17 protein-coding genes are annotated in these 19679 nt (G+C 67.1%); 6 read left to right on the forward strand and 11 right to left on the reverse strand.

Annotated features, from left to right (window positions below; genetic code table 11):
- Positions 1-1233 carry a sulfite oxidase gene (locus ACOGI5_RS09440; protein ID WP_419864164.1) on the forward strand — a complete coding sequence of 411 codons (1233 nt, stop codon included), beginning with the start codon at positions 1-3 and terminating at the stop codon, positions 1231-1233.
- 37 nt (positions 1234-1270) lie between these two features.
- Here ACOGI5_RS09440 and ACOGI5_RS09445 read toward each other — a convergent pair whose 3' ends face one another.
- The 4 genes from ACOGI5_RS09445 to ACOGI5_RS09460 form a co-directional block, all read right to left on the reverse strand.
- The gene (locus ACOGI5_RS09445) at positions 1271-3022 is read right to left on the reverse strand and encodes a ribonuclease J (RefSeq protein WP_419864165.1); all 1752 of its coding nucleotides are present in this window, start codon (positions 3020-3022) and stop codon (positions 1271-1273) included.
- Positions 3019-3903, reverse strand: coding sequence for a 4-hydroxy-tetrahydrodipicolinate synthase (dapA, locus tag ACOGI5_RS09450; protein ID WP_419864166.1), 885 nt, complete (start codon positions 3901-3903; stop codon positions 3019-3021). Before dapA ends, ACOGI5_RS09445 begins: the two co-directional genes overlap by 4 nt.
- Positions 3904-3974: 71 nt before the next feature.
- Entirely contained in the window at positions 3975-4652 is a 678-nt protein-coding gene (locus ACOGI5_RS09455; protein WP_419864167.1) for a transcriptional regulator, read from the reverse strand.
- A 7-nt stretch (positions 4653-4659) separates the two neighbouring features.
- Entirely contained in the window at positions 4660-6285 is a 1626-nt protein-coding gene (locus tag ACOGI5_RS09460) for a long-chain fatty acid--CoA ligase (protein WP_419864168.1), read from the reverse strand.
- Between the two features lie 100 nt (positions 6286-6385).
- Here ACOGI5_RS09460 and ACOGI5_RS09465 point away from each other — a divergent pair, with 100 nt between their 5' ends.
- Positions 6386-7090 carry a hypothetical protein gene (locus ACOGI5_RS09465; RefSeq protein ID WP_419864169.1) on the forward strand — a complete coding sequence of 235 codons (705 nt, stop codon included), beginning with the start codon at positions 6386-6388 and terminating at the stop codon, positions 7088-7090.
- A 24-nt stretch (positions 7091-7114) separates the two neighbouring features.
- The gene (locus tag ACOGI5_RS09470; RefSeq protein ID WP_419864170.1) at positions 7115-9481 is read left to right on the forward strand and encodes a DNA translocase FtsK 4TM domain-containing protein; all 2367 of its coding nucleotides are present in this window, start codon (positions 7115-7117) and stop codon (positions 9479-9481) included.
- A gap of 24 nt (positions 9482-9505) precedes the next feature.
- Here ACOGI5_RS09470 and ACOGI5_RS09475 read toward each other — a convergent pair whose 3' ends face one another.
- On the reverse strand, positions 9506-10744 hold the full coding sequence (locus tag ACOGI5_RS09475; RefSeq protein ID WP_419864171.1) for a cytochrome P450: 1239 nt from the start codon (positions 10742-10744) through the stop codon (positions 9506-9508).
- Between the two features lie 133 nt (positions 10745-10877).
- Between ACOGI5_RS09475 and ACOGI5_RS09480 the strand changes: the two genes are divergently transcribed.
- Positions 10878-11822 carry an MBL fold metallo-hydrolase gene (locus tag ACOGI5_RS09480; RefSeq protein WP_419864172.1) on the forward strand — a complete coding sequence of 315 codons (945 nt, stop codon included), beginning with the start codon at positions 10878-10880 and terminating at the stop codon, positions 11820-11822.
- On the opposite strand, the gene ACOGI5_RS09485 is transcribed toward ACOGI5_RS09480, so the two are convergent.
- The 5 genes from ACOGI5_RS09485 to ACOGI5_RS09505 form a co-directional block, all read right to left on the reverse strand.
- A complete protein-coding gene (locus ACOGI5_RS09485; protein WP_419864173.1) occupies positions 11819-12742 on the reverse strand; it encodes an SMP-30/gluconolactonase/LRE family protein in 924 nt (307 codons plus the stop codon). The genes ACOGI5_RS09480 and ACOGI5_RS09485 overlap by 4 nt on opposite strands.
- 27 nt (positions 12743-12769) lie before the next feature.
- Complete coding sequence (locus tag ACOGI5_RS09490; RefSeq protein ID WP_419864174.1) at positions 12770-13954, reverse strand: nucleotidyl transferase AbiEii/AbiGii toxin family protein; 1185 nt, start codon at positions 13952-13954, stop codon at positions 12770-12772.
- On the reverse strand, positions 13951-14526 hold the full coding sequence (locus ACOGI5_RS09495) for a type IV toxin-antitoxin system AbiEi family antitoxin domain-containing protein (protein WP_419864175.1): 576 nt from the start codon (positions 14524-14526) through the stop codon (positions 13951-13953). Before ACOGI5_RS09495 ends, ACOGI5_RS09490 begins: the two co-directional genes overlap by 4 nt.
- Positions 14527-14840: 314 nt before the next feature.
- On the reverse strand, positions 14841-15824 hold the full coding sequence (locus tag ACOGI5_RS09500) for a hypothetical protein (RefSeq protein WP_419864176.1): 984 nt from the start codon (positions 15822-15824) through the stop codon (positions 14841-14843).
- Between the two features lie 4 nt (positions 15825-15828).
- Positions 15829-16626 carry an SDR family NAD(P)-dependent oxidoreductase gene (locus tag ACOGI5_RS09505; protein WP_419864177.1) on the reverse strand — a complete coding sequence of 266 codons (798 nt, stop codon included), beginning with the start codon at positions 16624-16626 and terminating at the stop codon, positions 15829-15831.
- Positions 16627-16704: 78 nt separating this feature from the next.
- Here ACOGI5_RS09505 and ACOGI5_RS09510 point away from each other — a divergent pair, with 78 nt between their 5' ends.
- On the forward strand, positions 16705-17808 hold the full coding sequence (locus ACOGI5_RS09510; RefSeq protein ID WP_419864178.1) for a DMT family transporter: 1104 nt from the start codon (positions 16705-16707) through the stop codon (positions 17806-17808).
- 102 nt (positions 17809-17910) lie between these two features.
- Positions 17911-18741, forward strand: coding sequence for a DUF6159 family protein (locus tag ACOGI5_RS09515; RefSeq protein WP_419864179.1), 831 nt, complete (start codon positions 17911-17913; stop codon positions 18739-18741).
- 66 nt (positions 18742-18807) lie between these two features.
- Here the strand turns inward: ACOGI5_RS09515 and ACOGI5_RS09520 are convergent, their stop codons facing one another.
- Positions 18808-19644 carry an LLM class F420-dependent oxidoreductase gene (locus ACOGI5_RS09520; RefSeq protein WP_419864180.1) on the reverse strand — a complete coding sequence of 279 codons (837 nt, stop codon included), beginning with the start codon at positions 19642-19644 and terminating at the stop codon, positions 18808-18810.
- Positions 19645-19679 lie beyond the last annotated feature (35 nt).

Raw genomic sequence — 19679 nt, forward strand, 5'->3', positions numbered from 1 at the left:
GTGAGCACAGCCGGCCAGCGGCAGGGACTCTGGGAGCTGGCCCAGGAGCGCGGCATGACGCGCCGCCGCTTCTTGTGGCTGCTCTCGGCGGGTGGCGCCTCCGCGGTGCTGGCGGCCTGCACCGGCACACGGGTCCCGGCTGGCGACCTGCCGTCCGTCGCCTCTTCGACTCCGACATCGCCGTGGTTCAAGGACCCGGCGCCGTTCATTGTCCACGGCACCAAGGGCCTCGAGTCCCGCCTGCAGAACATGGACGGCGTCATCACGCCCCACCGGTTCTTCTTCGTCCGAAACAACTCGGTCAGCATCGAGCTGGACCCGGAGAATTGGTCGTTGAGCATCGAAGGCGAGGCCGTGACGAGGCCCATGGAGCTGTCCTACGACGAGGTGACGGCGATGGAGAGCCGCACGCTCGAGGCGTACCTCGAGTGCGCCGGCAATCACCGGGCCATGTTCGACTTGGTGAACGGGAGGGCCGCAAGAGGCGACCAGTGGAAGACCGGGGCAGTGGGCAATGCCGAATGGACCGGCGTGCCGCTCGGTGATGTCCTGCGGGCCGCTGGCATACATGAGGACGCCGTCAGCGTGTTGCTTGTCGGCATGGACATCGACTCTCCCGAGGCGGGCTTCCGCCGTGTGATCCCGGCTGAGGTGGCCATGGATCCCGACACGCTGCTCGTGCACGGGATGAATGGCGAGACGCTGCCGGGTGACCACGGTTTCCCGCTGCGTGCGCTGGTACCGGGCTGGGTGGGCAGCACGAGCATCAAGTGGCTGAGCCGCATCGTGGTCTCGTCCGAACAGCAGTGGACCCGCAACAACACCACGTCCTACGTCCTGATCGGCGACGACTATGCACCCGAGGGCGAAGCCCTGGGACAGGTGGTGACGACGCAGAGCGTCAAGAGCGCCCTCGCACTGCCCTGGCCCGCCGAGATCGACACCGGCACCCACCGCATCGGTGGCTACGCGCACTCGCATGCGGGCCGCATCGCCGAGGTCGAATGGAGCGACGATTCGGGGCGATCGTGGCAGCGAGCGGAGCTGATCGGCCCGCAGGCGCGGCTCGGATGGGTGCGCTTCGAGTTCGACTGGGAAGCGCACGCTGGGATGCACACAGTGATGACCAGGGCCACCGATGTCGCCGGCAACACCCAGCCCGGCCAAGTGCCTTTCAATGAGAAGGGCTACCTCTTCAACCAGCCCCTCCCACACCCCGTCCGAGCTGTGTGAGGTACCGCCGGGTGGCACGACGGCGATGAGCGCAGGGTCAGTTGAGTGAGATCACGGCGGCGGAGATGGCGGGACGACGGCGGGTGCGTGTGCCGACGAACCGACCGGCGGCGCGGCGGGTGACACGCTCGATCTCGTCGGCATCAGGTCTGGCTGGTGACCCTTTGATGGCTTGTTCGACGGCTTGAGCGATCTCGCCCGAGAGGGCTTCGACGACGTCTGCGTGCTTGGTCACGTCGAGCCAGCCTCGCGAGGCGATATCCGGTGCAGCCGCCAGACGACCCTTGCGGTCCAGCACCACGGTCACATGCACGAAACCTGCAGTGAGAGCCAAGCGCTCGCCGATGACTTCGGTGTCGGGGTCGTCGAGCGCGCCGTCGACGTAGTGGTACGGCGCCGGAACCCCGGCGCGGACTTGGAGCTCGTTGCCCTTGAGCGTGATCTGGGCCCCGTCGGTCAGCGTGAGCACCCGCTTTGCCTTCATCCCGACTTCGCGAGCGAGTCCGGCATGGCGAGCCAGCATGTGGAACTCGCCCTCGATCGGTACGAACCAGCGCGGGCGGCACGCCTGGTGCAGCTCGCGCAGCTCGTCGCGCTGGGCGTGCCCAGATGTGTGCACCAGCTCGTGTCCGTCGTGGATCACCTCGGCGCCTTGCCGCGCCAGTCGCGACACCATGCGGAACACGGAGCGCTCGTTGCCCGGGATCGGATGGCTCGACAGGATCACCGTGTCGTCGGGCCCGGTCGTTACGTCGGAGTGCGCTCCGCCGGCGATCTGCGACAGTGCAGCGCCAGGTTCGCCCTGGCTGCCTGTACAGACGATGCAGACCTCGTCGGGATTGAAGCGGTCGAGCTGCTCGACGCCGAACAGCGCACGCTCTGGAATGTCCAGGACCCCGAGCTGGCGCGCGATGCGGACGTTGTTCACCATCGAGCGACCCAACGGGACTACGACGCGGCCCTCGGAGATGGCGGCGTCGCAGACTTGCTGTACCCGGTGCAGGTGGCTGGCGAAGCAGCTCACCATCAAGCGCCGATCCGAGTGTTCGCTGAACAGGCGTCGCAGCGTGGTGCCGATCTCGGTCTCTGACGCGCTGCGTCCCGGGCGGTCAGCGTTGGTGGAGTCGGCCATCAGCAGGGCGATGCCCTCATCGCCCAGTGCCCGCAGGCGCCCCAGATCGGTCAGCCGGCCGTCCACCGGCGAGGGGTCGATCTTGAAGTCGCCCGTGTGCACGAGCGCGCCGACTGGGGTGTGCAGCACGATGCACAGGCTCTGGGGCACCGAGTGGGTGATGGGCAGTGCTTCGATGTCGAACGGGCCGATCTTGCGGCGCTCGCCGTCGCCGATGACATGAAACGAGGTGCGGTCGGCCAGGCGTGCCTCGGTCACCTTGTGCTCGGCGAGCGCCATGGACAGGGCCGAGCCGTACAAGGGCACTTCGATATTGCGCAGGAAGTGGGGGACGCCGCCGAGGTGGTCCTCGTGGCCGTGGGTGACCACCAGCCCGACGATGTCGGCGGCACGCGAGTTGAGCCAGCCCATATCGGGCAGCACGTGCTGCACCCCCGGCATGATCGCGGGGTCGGGAAACATGACCCCGAAGTCGATGACGAGCAGCTTGGCGCCCTGCTCGACGACGGTGCAGTTGCGCCCGACGTCGCCGAGCCCACCCAGGAAGGTGACGGTGACCGGCGACGTGCCGCTCCGTTGCTTGTTGCGGCCGCTGCCCCGCCGACGCGACCGGTTGCTGCCTCGGCCGCCGTCCGGTGCGGTCCCGGACGCGCTCAAGTCTGCTTCAGCCGGGCGTAGACCTCTCGGGCGCGGTCCTCCAGACCGTCGGGTGTCGGACCCATGGGCAAGCGGGGCTCGCCCACCGGCAGTCCCAGCGTGCGCAGCATGGCCTTCGTGGGCACGGGGTTGGGTGCCTCGTCGCCGGTCTCGAAGTCGTAGCTCTCCAACAGGGCGGCGTTGATCTCGCGGGCCTTGGTGGCGTCCCCGGCCTCCCAGGCATCGAACATCGCCACGTGCTCGGGTATGGACCAGTGGGCGGCCACGCTGATCACACCTACCGCGCCAACGGCCAGCAGCGGCAGCGTGAACGTGTCGTCGCCGCTGTACACCTCGAATCCATCGGGTGCCTCGGCGATGACCTTTGCCGTCTCGCCGGGATTCGCCGATGCGTCCTTCACCCCCACGATGTTGGGAATCTGCGCCAGCTCGAGCAGCGTGGGCGTGTTGATCTTGCGTCCCGTGCGGATGGGGATGTCATACATGATGATCGGCAGGTCGGTGCATTCGGCGACAGCGGCGAAGTGGGCCTTGATGCCGGCCTGCGAGGGGCGGTTGTAGTACGGCGTGACTGCCAGGATGCCGTCCACGCCGAGCTCGGCGGCCTTGCGGGTCTGGCTCACCGAATGCGCCGTGTCGTTGGTCGTAGTGCCTGCCACGACGGGGACCGTGACGGCCTCGGCAACGGCGCGCCAGAGCTCCCAGTCTTCCTCATCGGTGATGGTGGGCGCCTCACCGGTCGTGCCGGTGATGACCAAGCCTTCGGCGCCCTCGCCTACGAGCCAGCGGGCCAGTGTCACTCCAGCGTCCACATCCAGCGAACCGTCTGCCGCAAAGGGCGTCACCATCGCCGGAACCACTCGTCCGAATCGCGCGCTCATGCGTTTGAGACTACTGCTGCGCCCGCGACTGCCTGCAACTGATTTGGCGGGTGGTAGCGGCCCTTCGGGCCTCAGACGCTGCCTTCGTCGGCCCGGTTGATGCCGAGCGTGGCCAGCAGGTCCTCGTGCAGTTCGAACCACACCGTGTGGTAGCTGGGGATCATCGGTTTCGTCAGGTAGTCCAGATCGCCGGCCTGCAATCTGGCGAGCGCCGCAGCGAATCTGGGCGCGTAGTTGTCGTAGCGAGCCATTGCGCCGCAGAGTTGGTCGAGCACCCCGCCGAGCTCGCCGTGCAGCGTCTCCAACCGGCTGATGATGGCTGCGTCGTAGTCAGCGTCGTTGTGGTCGTTGAGCCGCCCGCCGTCTCCGGGCCCGTCGGTATCGGCTGCCGGGTGATTGGCGGGCAGCACCTGCCAGTCGGTGCACAGCTGCAGCATCTTGGGGTTCAGCGCCAAGAATTCTCGATAGGCCGCCGTCACGGCGTCGCGGGTGCCCGCGGCATCCAGCTCGGCCGCCAGAGCGGCCTCGCCGTCGTCGCGACCGGTCGGCGTCAGGATGAACTTCGGCACTCCGCCGACCTCGCGGAACATGCAGTGGCCGGCTGCGTCCAGCTCAGCCAGCAGCCACTCGGTGTCGTCGGGGTCGAGATCGTGGATCGCCGCGACGTCGTCGATTTCGCCCAGGCCCTTGAGGCGCAGGGCTAGCCACACCAACAGGCGCGGCTCGGAGCGGTGAGGGGTGCTGTTCACGGCCCCGTCACTCAACGACGAGATCTGCGAAGCGGTCCCGCAGCGTTTTCTTGGAGAACTTGCCTGTCGACGTTTTCGGCACCTCGTCGATGATCCGGGTAGCGCTCGGCAGCCACCACTTCGCCATCCGGGGCGTCAGGTACTCGATCAGCTCATCGTGGGTGACGGTCTCGCCCTCGACGGGCACCACGCAGGCCATCGGTCGCTCCATCCAGCGCTCCGACGCCACCGCGACCACGGCAGCCTCGGCGACTTTGGGATGGCTCATGATCTCGTTCTCCACTTCGGCCGAGCTGATCCACTCGCCGCCGGACTTGATGAGGTCCTTCGTGCGGTCCACCAGCCGGATGTAGCCATCGGGATCGCAGGTGGCCACATCGCCGGTCCGCAGCCAGCCGTCGGCGGTGAACGAGTCGGCTGCATCGGGGCGGTTGTAGTACGAGCCGGTCACATACGGGCCGCGCACGTGCAGCTCCCCGGACGACTCGCCGTCGCGTGGCAGCTCGTCGGTGGTGTCGGGCTCGCAGATGCGGAACTCGACGGTGGGCAGGATCGTGCCGACCGTGGTGCGCAGGTCGGCCTTGGCGTCATCGTCGAGGTCTTGCTGGCCGGAGCGGATGTGGGCGATCGAGCACAGCGGACTCGTCTCGGTCATGCCCCAGGCCTGCAGGATCGGCAGCCCAACCGCTTGCCGGTAGCCCTCCGACAGCGCCTTGGGCACCGCCGAACCGCCGCACGGAATGGCCCGCAGGCTGGACACGTCACGCCCTTCCAGCTCGCCGAGCACGCCCATCCAGATTGTCGGAACCCCGGCAGCCACGGTGACACGCTCGGTCTCGATGAGTTCGGCCAACGGCTTGGGAGCCAGGTTCGGACCGGGATTGACGAGCTTGGCGCCCGCTGCGACGGCGGCATGCGCGAGGCCCCAGGCGTTCGCGTGGAACATCGGCACGACCGGCAGGATCACGTCGCTCTCGCAGACTCCCGCGGAGTCGACCAGCATCGCCGCCAGCGTGTGGAGGTAGGTGGAGCGGTGGCTGTAAACGACGCCCTTGGGCTCACCGGTGGTGCCGCTCGTGTAGCACATCGATGCCGCCTGGGTCTCGCTGGCGACACGGAAGCCCGCCGGCGACGCCGCCGAGATCAGGTCCTCGTAGTCGACGATGCGCGGATCATCCGGAACGTCCGGTCCGGCGCCGCCGCCGGAGTCGTCCATGACCACCACGTGGCGCACGGTGTCCATGGTGTCGACCAGCGGCCAGAGCGCTGGCAGCAGTGATCGGTCGGCGAAGATCACCTCGTCTTCGGCGTGGTTCGCGATGTAGGTGACCTGCTCGGCGAACAGCCGGATGTTCAGCGTGTGGAGCACCCGACCGGAGCACGGCGCAGCGAAGTACAGCTCGAGGTGGCGGTCGGTGTTCCACGCGAAGGTGGCCACACGCCCCTGCGAGGAGACGCCGAGATCGTCGAGCGCACCGCCGAGCAACCGGGTCCGTTCGGCCCAGCGCCCGTAGCTCGTCCGCTCGATGCCGCTGGCGGTGGCAGTCACCAGCTCCTTGTCCGCGAACAGCGTCTCAGCGCGTTCGAACAGCGGGTCCAAGGTGAGGGGCACGTCCATCATCGTCGAGTCCATGACGCCGCAGGCTAGAGGGCATGGGGCGCGGCCTCGAAGGGGTGTGCGGTGCACTCGTGCACCGGCGCTACCGGTGCACAGATGCGTAGCCTCGGGCGCGGTGGCTGACGGCGGCGGGGACGAATCAACGGCGGATGAAGCCGCCCATTCCGCGCAGGCATCGGCGGGCCTGGTGATCAGCGATGCAGACCGGCGGCGAATGCAGCTGCTGGCAGCGGTGCCTGTGGGCTTCGCCTTGGCGGCTTACGCCGGTCAGATTTTCTTCGCCGCTCTCATTGCGCGGGCGCCGCTGCTGCTGCTGTCGCTCAATGCCACCGACCCCATCCTGCTCGGCGTGGCCCATCAGGCCCCGCTGTGGGCGTTCATGGCCATCGGTCTGACCCGCCTGTTCATCACCGATCCGTTCCTGTACCGGCTCGGCTATGACTACGGCCCCAATGCCAAGGCATACCTCGCCGCGGAGTTCGGATCTCGAAGCCGTGTCATCCGCAGCATGGACTGGCTGGAGCGCTGGTTCCCGCGGGCAGGCTGGCTGCTTCTGTTTGCCATTCCGGGCTACCCGATGTGCCTGCTGTCGGGCATTGCGCGGATGCGTCAATTGCCATTCGTGGTGGTGAACCTCGCTGGCACCTTCACGCGTCTCGCGCTGGTGTGGTGGGTTGCCGATCTGTTCGCGGGCCCGCTCGGAGCGGTCATCAGGTTCATCAATCGCTACTCGATCCCCTTCACCGTGGCGATGTTCGTGCTGGTTGCGGTCCAGACCGCCCGCAACCAGCGCAGAGTTGCTGGGTCTCCGAAGGAGTAGTCCGACCTCGGTACTCTCGCTGAGGTGAGTGCGCGCGGCACCGCCGGGGCCAACGGCTCAAAGGACGCTTCCGCTTCGTCAGCCGCGGATGACAGCCGCAGCGGACTCTCGCGGGTGGTTCGCAATGCCCTGAGCGGCCGATCCCGTGAGATTGTGGCGCTGTCGCTGTTCGCGCTCGCCGTGATCTGCGCGTTGGGGCTGCTGGGCGACCGAGCGGGCGTCGTGGGCCGAGTCCTGGAGAGCGCGCTCGCCGTTCTGCTGGGTGTGTTCCGGTATGTCGTGCCGATCCTGCTGGTCTGGATCGGCATCGCGCTCGCCCGCATGGCCTCCTCGGAGCGGAGCGGCCGTGCCGCCTTCGGGCTGAGCATGCTGACGGTCGCATTCGCCGCTGCCGCACACCTGTCCGGACCCGCTGACGGCTTCGGATCGCTGGAAGACCTGCGAGGCAGCGGGGGAGTGCTGGGTGCCGTCGTTGCCGAGCCGCTGCGACGTCTCATCGACGATCCCGCGACCTGGGTTCTGCTGCTGCTGGTGATGCTGTTCGCGGTCATGATCGTTGCCAACATCGGTCTCGGTCAGGTCCTGCGATGGATATGGACCGGTCTGTCGGCGCTGGGCCGGACGCTGAGCGGCTCGCTGTCGAGAGGTGCCCGGAGCCTGCAGCGCGTCGGCGAGGATCCCGAGCCGCCGTCGTTCGGGGAAGAGCAGTACGACCTGGAGGCTGAACCGGCCGGCCAGATACCGGGTCTGGACCCGTCGGGCCCGGACACCGACGAGGCTGCTTCTGACGAAGCCGTCTTCGAGCCGCCGCCGCCTCAGTTCGTGGAACCACCCGGCGAGGAACCCGCACCCACCACTGTGCCGGTGCCAGGCGCGGCCAGCAAGGGCACGGGGACTGGCAGCCGGCGTCCGCGCTGGAGGCTGCCGAAGAAGTCGATGCTGAAGCGCAGTGGCACCCAGCAATTCGACCGGGCGCAGCTGTCGGCGGGCGCCGCTGCACTGGTGGCGGCACTGGCCAGTCACGGAGTGGAAACCCAGGTCACCGGCTGGGAGCCCGGACCTACGGTCACGCGCTACGAGCTCAAGCTCGGCCCGGGTGTGAAGGTGTCGCGCGTCACTGCGCTCCACAAGGACATCGCCTACGCCATGGCTGCCGCCGATGTCCGGATCCTGGCGCCGATCCCCGGCCGGTCGGCGATCGGCATCGAGGTTCCCAACTCCGACCGTCATCTGGTCGCGCTAGGCGACATCCTGTCCGCCAAGGCCGCAGCCGAGGCCATGCACCCGCTCGAAGTGGCGATGGGCAAGGACATCTCGGGCCGTGAGGTCATGCTCAACCTGGCCACGATGCCCCACGTGCTCATTGCCGGCGCGACCGGCTCGGGCAAGTCGTCGTGCATCAACTCGATCATCTCGTCGCTGCTGATGCGATCAACCCCGGACGAAGTGCGGATGATTCTCGTCGACCCCAAACGGGTCGAGCTCGGCCAGTACGACGGCCTGCCGCACTTGCTGACGGCTGTGGTGACCGAGCCCCGCAAGGCGGCGAATGCCCTCGCGTGGGTGGTGAAGGAGATGGAGCGCCGCTACGACGTTCTGTCAGAGGCGGGCTTTCGAGACATCACCGGCTACAACGCGGCGGTGCTCGACGGGGCACTGCACAGCACCGAGAGCGAGCTGCTCGGAAATGACCAGCCGCACGAGTCGATGCCGTTCATCGTTGTCGTGGTCGACGAGCTGAACGACCTCATGATGGTGGCGGCTCGCGACGTCGAAGACTCCATCACCCGGCTGGCCCAGATGGCCCGCGCTGTCGGCGTTCATCTCGTCGTCGCCACGCAGCGCCCGAGCGTGAACGTCATCACCGGCGTGATCAAGGCCAACATTCCCAGCCGGCTCGCGTTCGCCGTGTCCAGCCTGGCCGACAGCCGGGTCATCCTCGACCAGCCCGGCGCCGAGCGGCTGGTGGGCCAGGGCGACATGCTGTTGCTGTCGGCCAACTCCAGCACGCCTCGCCGCATTCAAGGTGCTTGGGTGAGCGAGTCCGAGATCGCCCATGTGGTCGCTCACTGGCGTCGCCAGGCACCCGAGGTCGACTACGTCGAGGGCGTCGAGGGCAGTGCCGATTCCGACGGTGCCAGCATCCTGCCCGGCGGCACGACCGGCGATGCCGACGATGATGAGTTGCTGCGCCAGGCCATGGTGATCGTGGTGGAAACCCAGCTCGGCTCCACGTCCATGCTGCAGCGCAAGCTGAAGGTGGGCTTTGCCCGCGCCGGGCGGTTGATGGACCTGCTGGAGCAGCGGGGTGTCGTGGGCCCGTCGCAGGGCTCCAAGGCCCGCGACGTGCTGATGACCGCTGAGGAGCTGTCGGACGCGCTGGGGGACTAGGGCGTCCGGCCTGTCGGCCGGGACCTAGAGGCCAACGCGGATTTGCAGGTTGCGCGGGCCGCGCACCTGCACGCCGCCCCATTCCACGCCGCCGCGGCCGACATCGGTGGCGAGCTCGAAGTTCGGGAACCGCGCCAGCCACTCCTCGATGGCGACCTTCAGCTCCATGCGGGCCAGGTTCGAGCCCAAGCAGCGGTGGATCCCCAGTCCGAACGCGAAGTGGCGGTTCTCGGCACGGTCGATGACGACTTCGTCAGGACGGTCGAACTTGGACGGATCGCGGTTGCCGGCGCCGAACGGGAGCAGCACCTTGTCGCCCTTGGCGACGGGGCAGCCGCCGATCTCAGCGTCGTCAGTGGCGGTGACGCGCGCCATGGTGACCGGTGAGTAGGCACGCAGGAACTCCTCGATGGCGGTGGGGATGAGTTCGGGTTCGGCCACGAGCCGCTCGCGGTCGGCAGGGTTCATGGCCAGGTGCATCAAGCTGGCCGAGATCGAGCTCCACGTGGTGTCGATGCCCGCCAGCAGCAACAGGAAACTGGCGCCAGTGATGTGGTGGTTGGCCAGCGGGTCGCCGTTGGGCAGTGTCATGTCGAGCAGCTTTGATGGCAGGTCGTCTGCCCGTTCTTGGCGTCGCTGGTCGGTGAGCTCGCCGAAGTAGTGGAGTACCTCACGGGTCGCATTTGCCCGCCGGTCGAACTCGTCGCCTTTGGACTGCAGCACGTCGACCGCCCAGCGGGTGAAACTGGGCTCATCTGACTCGGGCAGTCCCAAGATGCGGGCAATGACCCGCACGGGAATGTGCTTGGAATAGGTGTCGGCGGCATCCGTCACGCCGCTGCGGCCTTCGTCCGCCCCGGTTTCAGCTGCGATGGCGTCGATGCGCTCGCGGGCGATGCTGCGAGTGACCTCGACCATTTCCTCCACGGCAGTAGGACCGAAGAACGGCAGCAGCAAGCGGCGCGCGTCGGTGTGGAACGGCGGGTCCGAGGTGATCGGCGGGGCGGTGAGCAGCCCGACGCCCTCAGGCGTGGGCGCCACGGCGATGTCGCGGGAGCTGAAGTTCTCGGTGTCGTAGGCAACCGCTGCGATGTCGTCCCAAGTAGTGGGCATCCAGTGCCCGTCATTGTAGGGGCTGTGGGCGACGGGGCATTCGGCACGCAGCTCGTCCCACACGTCTGCGGCGCCCTGGATGTACTCGTCGCTGTAGACGTCGAAGTCCCGCTCTGCAGCAGCGCTGTCGGTGTCAGCAGTCGTGCTCATGGCGGCTCCTTTGAGTCCCCGCGGGCGCGGTCCGAGGCGCTTCCCAGCGTAGGCGACGGGTTCTACGCTTCGCCGTAGCAAGACGGCGAGACGACCTGGCACGAGGGCCACTTCGCCGGGCTGGAGGGGGCACATGTCGGGGCACGCATCACACGCGGCAGTCGAGGCTGCACAGCTCAGCGAGGTGGCGCCGGGGGTGTACAGCTACGTGCAGCCCGACGGCACCTGGTTTATCAACAACATGGGATTCATCGCTGGCTCCAGCGGCGTGGTGTCGATCGACTCCACCTCGACCGAGCGCCGCAACCGGGCCTACATGGACGCCATTGCGTCAGTGACGTCCAGCCCGGTGAGAGTCCTGGTCAACACCCACCATCACGCCGACCACACCCACGGCAACTGCTTCTTCAGCGACGCCACGGTGATCTCGCACGCCAAATGCCGTGACGTGATGGTCGCGGCGGGCATTCCCGACTACAGCGCCGTGTTCCCCGGGGTCGAGTGGGGGAACCTGCAGTTCCGTGCGCCTGATGTGACGTTCGAGGGCTCGATGGTGCTGCACCTCGATGACCGTCGCATCGAGCTGTCGGACCTGGGATTCGTGGCCCACACCGACGGCGACATCGTGGCGTGGCTGCCGGATTGCCGGGTGCTGTTCTGCGGTGACCTGGTCTTTCACGGCGGCACGCCGTTCGCACTGTTCGGATCGGTGGAGGGCACGATCGGGGCCATGGACGTCCTCGAGAGCTATGGCGCGGACGTGATCGTGCCCGGCCACGGCCCGCACTTCGGCGGCGACGACATCGCGCGGGTGCTCGACGAACAACGCTCGTACCTGCGCTTCGTGCAGGAGACCGCCGCCGAGGGACTCGCCGCTGGCCGACCACCGCTCGAGCAGGCCCAGGCCACCGAACTCGGCCCGCACGGGAACTACACCGACCCGGAGCGACTCGCTGGCAACCTCCACGTCGCCTACCGCGAGGCGGCGACCAACGGCTATGAGTTTCCTGGCGTCCCCCAAGCGATCATGGACATGGTCGCCTACAACGGCGGTGCGTTGCCGCGCTGTCTGGCTTAGAACGGCAGCTTCAGGCCGGGGCGGGGCCACTCGCCGACGGCGAGGCGGCCGGTGCCCGACAGGGTGACATACGCCGTGCGCATGTCGTCGCCGCCGAAGCAGATGTTGGTGGTGGCCGAGTCGTCGGTGGGAGCGAACTCCAGCTCCTCGCCGTCGCGGGTGAACGTGCTGATGCCCCCCGTGAGAATGGTGGCCACGCTCACGTTGCCCTCGGCGTCCATCGCCAGCGAGTCGAAGTACTTGCGGCCGGCCGGACGGGCCAGGAACCAGCCCCGGGCCGGTACCCCGGCGGCCACCTTCCCCGGCGCTTCGAGGTCGAAGGCGAACATGGCGCCTTGGAACGTCTCGGCCACGTACACCCGGTCTTCGGTTGGGGAGATGCCCACGCCATTTGGGCCGTCCATCGGGAAGGCGATCTCTTCGATGTGGCTGCCGTCGGCCTTGGCGTAGTAGAGGCCGCCGCGGTCCCGGTCCCGGGTGCGGGTCTTGCCGTGATCGGTGAACCAGAAGCCACCAGTGGAGTCGAACATGATGTCGTTCGGTCCCTTGAGCGACACGCCGTTCACGTCGGCATACAAGATGTCCACCTCGCCGGTCTCGAGGTCGATGCGTTCGATCCGGCCGGTGGTGTAGTCGGATGCGACCTCGCCGGGCACGGTGCGACCCCGCACGGTGATCCACTCGAAGCCGCCGTTGTTGCACACGTACAGCGCCCCGTCGGGCCCCAGCGCGGCGCCATTGGGCCCGCCGCCTGGCGTGGCCAGGATGTCCTTGCGGCCGTCGGAAACATCGACGCGGGTGATCGTGCCCCGCCCGATCTCGACAACGGCCACCGAGCCGTCGGGAAGCACCACCGGTCCCTCGGGGAAAATCAGACCGTCGGTGATGGTCTCGAAGTGATCAGGTCCGAAAAAGCTCATGGCCGCCGACGCTACTGCGCGGCCGGCTTAGAACTCCACGAGGTAGCGGGGGACGAATGTCTCCGGCTCGACGCTGATCCCGCGAATCCGGTCAACTCGATACGAGCGCAGCTCGCCAAGATCATTGACGACGAAGAGCAGGAGATGGCCATCCCGAGAGCGGCGAAACGAGTAAGGCTCAACTGTTCGAGGGCCGATCCGACCTTCGCTGGCGACGTAGTCAAGAGTGACCCTGAGCCGGTTCGCACCGGCGAATCGGATGAGCTCGATGGGCGATCCGCTCTGCCAGGTGGTCATATGGCGCGACGGGCGCCAATCCGGAGTCGCATCTCCGACGGGGTAGGGCTCGAGAATCGGAACAGGTGTGCTTCCGCTCAGCCACCCGAACACCTCGTCGAGCTGCGACCAGAAGTCGTCGAAGGGCGGCAGGAACGGCAATTGGTGGCCGAGCATGTTCGACCACTCGGCTTCGATCTCGTTCCTGAATGGCGTTTCGAGCATCGAATGCAACGTCGGCACCTCGATTCCGGCGTGTGCGCACTTGGCTGCGAGTATTGAGGCGACATCGGCGTCTCGCCCCAGCAGGCTCGGGTGCCGATGGATATGGACAACGTCGTACAGGTCGCGAGGACGGCACCGCTCTGCCAGCGCACGGAGCTTTTCCGCCAGAAGCTCAGGCAGCGAGTAGCAAAGGACCTCAGCGACTTGTTGTGCGGCTCCATTGGTGCGCCGGTCCCCAAATGGATGTGCCACTGGTCGGAGTTCCAAGTCTCGAACGACTGCTTCGTCGGCCGTGAGGTCGAGCTTGACCTTGGGAGGCGTCGGCATCCCGAGCGGACCGATGTAGGCAATTCGGCCCTCGATAGTGGGCATGCCCCGCTTGTTCCGGCGCAGTCGAAACGACCCATCATCTGTCACGAGCCGTAAGCCGCACTCGGAATTCACCCACTCGCTGATTTCACTGAAGGTGCTCTGGAGCCGGAACGCGTCGATATCTGCCTCCGGCACGGTGAAGTCGAGATCTTCGGAGAACCGATACGTCTCAAACCAGCATTTGCGCAGGCATGTTCCGCCCTTGAATGCCCATGACCGTGTGACTGGGTGCTGTGCGATGCCGGCGAGCATCCAGCCGAGGGCGTAGTCCTTCTCGACGACGTTGTGGGCCAGTCCCCACTCCGTGGCCGTGTTGGCGATCTCACGAGAGGAGATCACGCCGACACGTCCACGTTCACTCGCAGCCCCCACTTCGATGATCTGGGGCCGCCGGCAGGCACCGCTGGGTCAAGCAGGACCACGCCTGAGGACAAGGGCACATCGATTGCGTCGGTGTTGTGGCCGAGTGCCTCCAGGAGGAAGCCGAGCCTCTTGAGAGCTGCGCCGTTCTTCAGCCGCTTCACCGCATCGGCAATGTCGACGACGCTCGCGTCCAGCATCAATGTGTCCAGGATTTCCATGGTGTGCCGGATTCCGCCACCCAGCTCAGGTCTTGCGAGCACGTCAGCGACAGTTCGCTCCGGGTTGGAGAGAGCGATGCGACGTTCGTGGCGCCATTCGGTAACGAGTCCCCACTCGAGAGCTGCCGGCGGGACATGGTGAACGAGATAGGTGACGCCGGCGAGTTCCTGGCTCACTCGCCTGACCCGGTTCGTCGTCATGACGATGGTTGAACGAAAGACCTGGTCGGTGAGCGACCAATGGTTCGCGGCGGACCATCCGCCGATGTAGCAGGGCTTCCACACTGAGTCGGCGAGATACCACGCATCCTCAGTCCAGGCGGAGGGCATGGCGGCGTCCGCTGGCACTGCGAGGTAGAGCCCTCTCCGAATTCGCCGCAACCAACCGCGCGCTGCCAGCGCTGCCAGGCGCTTTGCGGCTCTCACTCGACTCACGTCGAGTGCCACCGCAGCTTCATCGACGCTGACGGTCCGTCTGCCGGCGCCGAAAAGGGTCGCTAGTTCCCGTCTGCTCGCCGCCGATAGTCCGCCGGCATCCTGTGTGGGACCCATGTCGACAATATAAGTCCAATATTTCACATTGGAAAGGAATTATTGGATCCAGAATGTCAGCGCTGTCGCATCGCACTGTCGAACCAATGCGGCTACGAGAGCGCGTTGCGCCAGGGGGCGGCGTCGATGCCGGGGTAGCGGCGCTCGAGGGCGTCCACCAGCTCAGCGGTCCAGTAGGGGTGACCGGGGAGTGGGGCACCGAACAGCGCCAGCTCGTCGGGTGTGCAGGTCGCAGCGAATGACGACCACGGCCGGGCCGTCGAGACTGGCTGCACGTTGTCGTAGCCGATCCAGTCGGCGCCGCCGGGCTTGAACGAGGCGCTCATGAGGAACCGGCTGCCGCCCGGCCGGGTCAGGTTGACACCGCGGTGCCACACGTCGGGCCGGTACGCCAGGTAGCTGCCGCGCCTTCCGGCAGCCGAGATCCGCTCGCCGTCGGGCGGCCCCTCATAGGGCAGCGTGGGATCGCCTGGGCCGCCGGCGATCTCGGTCGGCGCCACATCGTCCTCGACGTCGCTGAGATACAGGAATCCCTCCAGGTTCCACCAGCCGGGCTCGAGGCGGTCGGGCACCACGTTGTGGTTGCGGTCCTGGTGGAAGGGCTGCTCGTAGTTGGTGACGCCGGTGTACTTGCCCCAGATGCGGGCCTGGTAGATGCGTATGTCGGCCGTTCCCATCGCCCGGCGGGCGAAGCCGATGACGCTGGGGTGAACCTGGAGCCGGTTCAGCCGCGGCGACTTGTACGGGAACAGAATGTGCCCCAGGAACTGCTTCGAGCGGAACGCGGGACCCTCGTCGTCGGCCTTGGGGAATCTGTGTCCTTGATTGAAGCTGGTGCCGACAAACCGCTCGCGATGAGCCGGGTCGCCGCCGTGGAACTCCTCGGGACGCGGGTAGAGATCCCAGAGCTCTTCGACCGCATGGTCGATGTCGGCGGTCGGAACCAGCCCGTCCACCAGCACCCAGCCGTGCTCCTGCCAGTGCTCGACCGCCGCATCGAGGTCGGCAACGCCGGCGCTCGTGGCGTCGGCGTCGGTGCAGTCGCTGGCGCTCGTGGCGCCGCCGGAGGCGTTCACAACGTCAGTCGGCTCCCTGTGCGTCGTCCACGGTGATGCAGGTGCCCGACACGAAGTCCGACAGCGGCGACACGAGGTACAGCAGCGTCGAGTCGAGCTGTGAGGGCTTGCCGAGGCGGCGGCGGGGGAACATCTGGGTGAAGTCACCCATGCGCTCGAGCATTCCGTCCATCATCTCGCTCTCGAAAGCCCCCGGGGCGATGGTGTTGACGTTGATGTGGTAGCGGGCGAACTCCTGGGCTAGCACCTCGCTCATCCGCACGACAGAGCTCTTGGTGATGGCATACATCGAGGTGCCCAGCGGTGCCCTGAACGCGGCTCCGGAGGAGATGTTGACGATCCGGCCGGGCAGCTCGGCGGCGATCAGGCGGCGTGCGACCTCGCATGACAGGTGGAACAGCGACGTGAGATTGGTGGCGATCATCTCGTCGACGAAGGCCGGGTCCATCTTGAGTGCCAGGCGGGCGTCGGGCTTGCCGGCGTTGTTCACCAGGATCTGCACGGTCCCGAGTTGGGATTCGGCGGTGGCGACGGCCTCGAACAGCGCTTCGGTGTCGGTCACGTCGAGTGGGATGGGCAGCACGGTGGCGCCGTCAGATTCGAGCTCGGCGGCCAGCGCATTCAGCCGCTCCACGCGCCGCCCGCAGATGGCCACGCTGGCCCCGCACGCAGCCAGCACGGTGGCGAAACGGCGGCCCAAGCCCGATGTGGTGCCGGTCACGAATGCCGTCTGCCCACTGAGGTCCGATGACCACTGGGGCGGCAGGCTGACCTCGGCTCCGGCGCTGCTGTCGTCGTTCATGGTTTCTCCCTCCGCCCGAGCGGGGCGTTCTCAGGCTGGCAGGGTATTGCCCCGCCCGATCGTCGTAGCCTCGCTCTAGTGAGGGGTGCGGGCCAGCCGGCTGCGGCGAGCGACAGCGGACCGGCCGTGCCGTCCGGCGCCGTCTTTCATGTCGCCCCGGCCATCGACCGGGCGGGCGGCGTCGAAGCGCCGCTCAACGGCGCTGCGGGGGTTGTGGGGCGCGCACCGGCCAAAGGCTCGACGGCGAGCTCCGCAACGGGCGCCACAACGGTGCGGACCGCCGGCGGTGCCCTGCCGCTGCTGGTCATGGGCCTCGTGGTCGTCTCGTGGGGTCTCGGGCCGCCGATCTCCAAGCTGCTCACTGCGCCGGCAATGGTGAGCGCCTTCATCCGATTCGGCATGTCCACGCCGTTCCTGCTCTTGGTGCTGGCGCTGCGAGGTCGCTGGCTGTCGCGGCGGGTGTTCACCCAGACGGCGCTGCCGGGCCTGTCCTTCGGCATCAACATGGTCTTTGTCTTCGCTGCGGTGCAGGAAGTCACGATCTCGGTGATGTCGGTGATGATGGCCTTGCAGCCGGCCATGCTGCTGGCGCTCGTGGGTCCGATCTTCGGCGACCGGGTGAGCGTTCGCCAGATCGTCTTCACGCTGATCGGAGTGGCGGGCGCTGTAGGCGTGATCATGGGTGCTGGCGGCGAGTTCCGTGCAAGCGGGTTCGGGCTGTTCCTCACCGCAATGTCGGTGCTCACCTTTACCGTCTATTTCGTCCTGACCCGGATGGCCAGAGCGGCGACCGATGTGGATCCGATCGAGTGGATGGCAGGAATCAACTTCTGGTCGTTCGTGGCGGCCATCCCGCCGACGCTGCTGATGGTGACGCCGAGGCAGTTCTTCGAGTTCGGCGGGCTGGATTGGCTGTGGATTGTGATCGTGGCCTTCGTCACCGGGGTGTTCGGCCATGTGCTGATGACTTGGTGCCACGGTCACATCGAGGTGGCCCGATCCTCGCTGTACGTCCTCGCAATGCACATCGTGGCGGTGGGAACTGCGTGGCTTATCCATGCTGAGCCGGTCACGCCCATGCAGTTCCTGGGCGGTGCCGTCGTGCTGTTCTCGGTGGCGATGGTGATTCGCACGCCGGCCGGTGCCGGGCGCGCACCAGAGCCGGCGAGTGGGGCTCGCTGAAGTCGTCTATCCGCCCTGCGGGCGCCCGAGGCCGGCCGTCGCTGTCACAGCGCTTCGGTACGCTCAGCGCACACTGGGAACTGACGAGCGAGGAGTATCGAGATGGGTCGATTCGCCAACACTTGGCGGCTGACGAAGACCTCGTGGTCGCTGCTGAAGCAGGACCGCGAGCTGCTGTGGCTGCCGGTCCTCAGCATGCTGACGATCCTCGCCATCGTGGCTGCGGCGGCCGTGGTCGGCTTCGTGACCGGCAGCTTCGACGCCGATGGGGGTACCGAGGGCCTCGGCGGCAGCGCAGCGGTGCTCGGGCTTGTGTTCGCGTTCGTGGTAACAGCATCGGTGATCTTCTTCGAGGGGGCGCTGGTAGCCGGAGCACACGAGCGCATGACCGGCGGCGATCCCACCGTGCGCAGCGCTATGGGCAAGGCTGCGACGCGGCTGCCCAGCCTGCTCGGCTGGGCGCTGATCACCATGACGGTCGGCCTGCTGCTGCGCTTCCTGCGGGAGCGCATGGGCTGGCTGGGCCAGATGCTCACGTTCCTCGCAGAAGCCGCGTGGGGCGTCGCCACCTACCTCGTGGTGCCAGCCATCATCATCGACGACTACCGGTCATTCGCCGGTGTCAAGCAGTCCATGTCCTTGGTGCGGCGCACATGGGGCGAGAATCTGATCTCTCAAGCCGGGTTCGGGTTGCTCAGCTTTGTGTTGTCGCTGCCGATCGTCATTGTTGCCGTCCTGATCGCCGCCCTGGTGCCTGGCGTGGGCACCGTCATCGGCATCGTGGTGGGCGTGGCGGGAGTGCTCGCCGTCACCGTGGTCGTCAGTGCCTTGGGGCTCTACTTCAAGACAGCGCTCTACGAGTACGCCACCGACGGTGTGGCGCACGGCGGCTATGACGTGAACCAGATGCGTGACTCGTTCCGCACCAAGTAGCCAAATCGACCGGCGCCGCTGCGCAGGAGTCCACGTCGAACTCGACAGCTGACGGCGTGCTCGCTGTCAGCGACCGATGCCGTGCTCTGCGGCGAAAGCGGCGAGCCCGTCGCTGATCTCGGCGACATCGCCGGTGTTCCACGAGATGACCAACTCGTCGACGCCGACTGACGCGTACTCGGCTGCCAGAGCCGGCGTGAGCTTGTCGGCGGCCAAACGCACCGAGACCTCGGCGGGGATGCCGGGGCGACCCGCCGACTCGGCAGTCTCGCGGATGACCGGCAGGCGCTTCGCGACACTGTCAGGCGACAGCATCATCGGATGCCACCCGTCGGCCAATCGGCCGACGCGTCGCAGCGCCGGCGGGCGGTTGCCGCCGATGAGGATCGGCGGACGGGGCTGCTGCAGCGGTTTCGGCGAGCTGACAGCGCCCTTGAAGGAGTAGTGCGTGCCGTCGAAGTCGGCACTGGATTGCGTCCAGAGCAGGTTCAGCACCTCGATGAACTCGTTGCTGAGCGCACCCCGGTCGTCGTAACCCACCCCCAGCAGCTCGTTCTCCTCGGGCAGGCTGCCGACACCTAGGCCGACCACCAGACGACCTCCGCTCAGGCGATCGAGCGTCGCCAGTTCTTTGGCCAGCACCATCGGGTGCAGGTACGGCATCACCAGCACGCTCGTGCCCAGCCGCACCCGGGAGGTGCGGGCGGCCATCCACGTCAGCGTCACGAGCGCATCGTGGTAGGGACGCTCGCCGAGGCGATCCCACACGTAGCCCACGTTGAGGACGTGATGGTTGACCCACACCGAGTCGAAGCCGAGCTCCTCGGCTCGGACCGCCAGGCCGACGACGTCAGCAGGATCGTCGACGCCAAAATTGTTGGGCACGGTGAAACCGAACTTCATGAATCTCCTCGCCGAGCATCGGCGAACCAGCATCG

Origin of the sequence: Candidatus Poriferisodalis sp. (genome assembly GCF_965208925.1) — a bacterium.
Taxonomy (GTDB): Bacteria; Actinomycetota; Acidimicrobiia; order Acidimicrobiales; family Poriferisodalaceae; genus Poriferisodalis.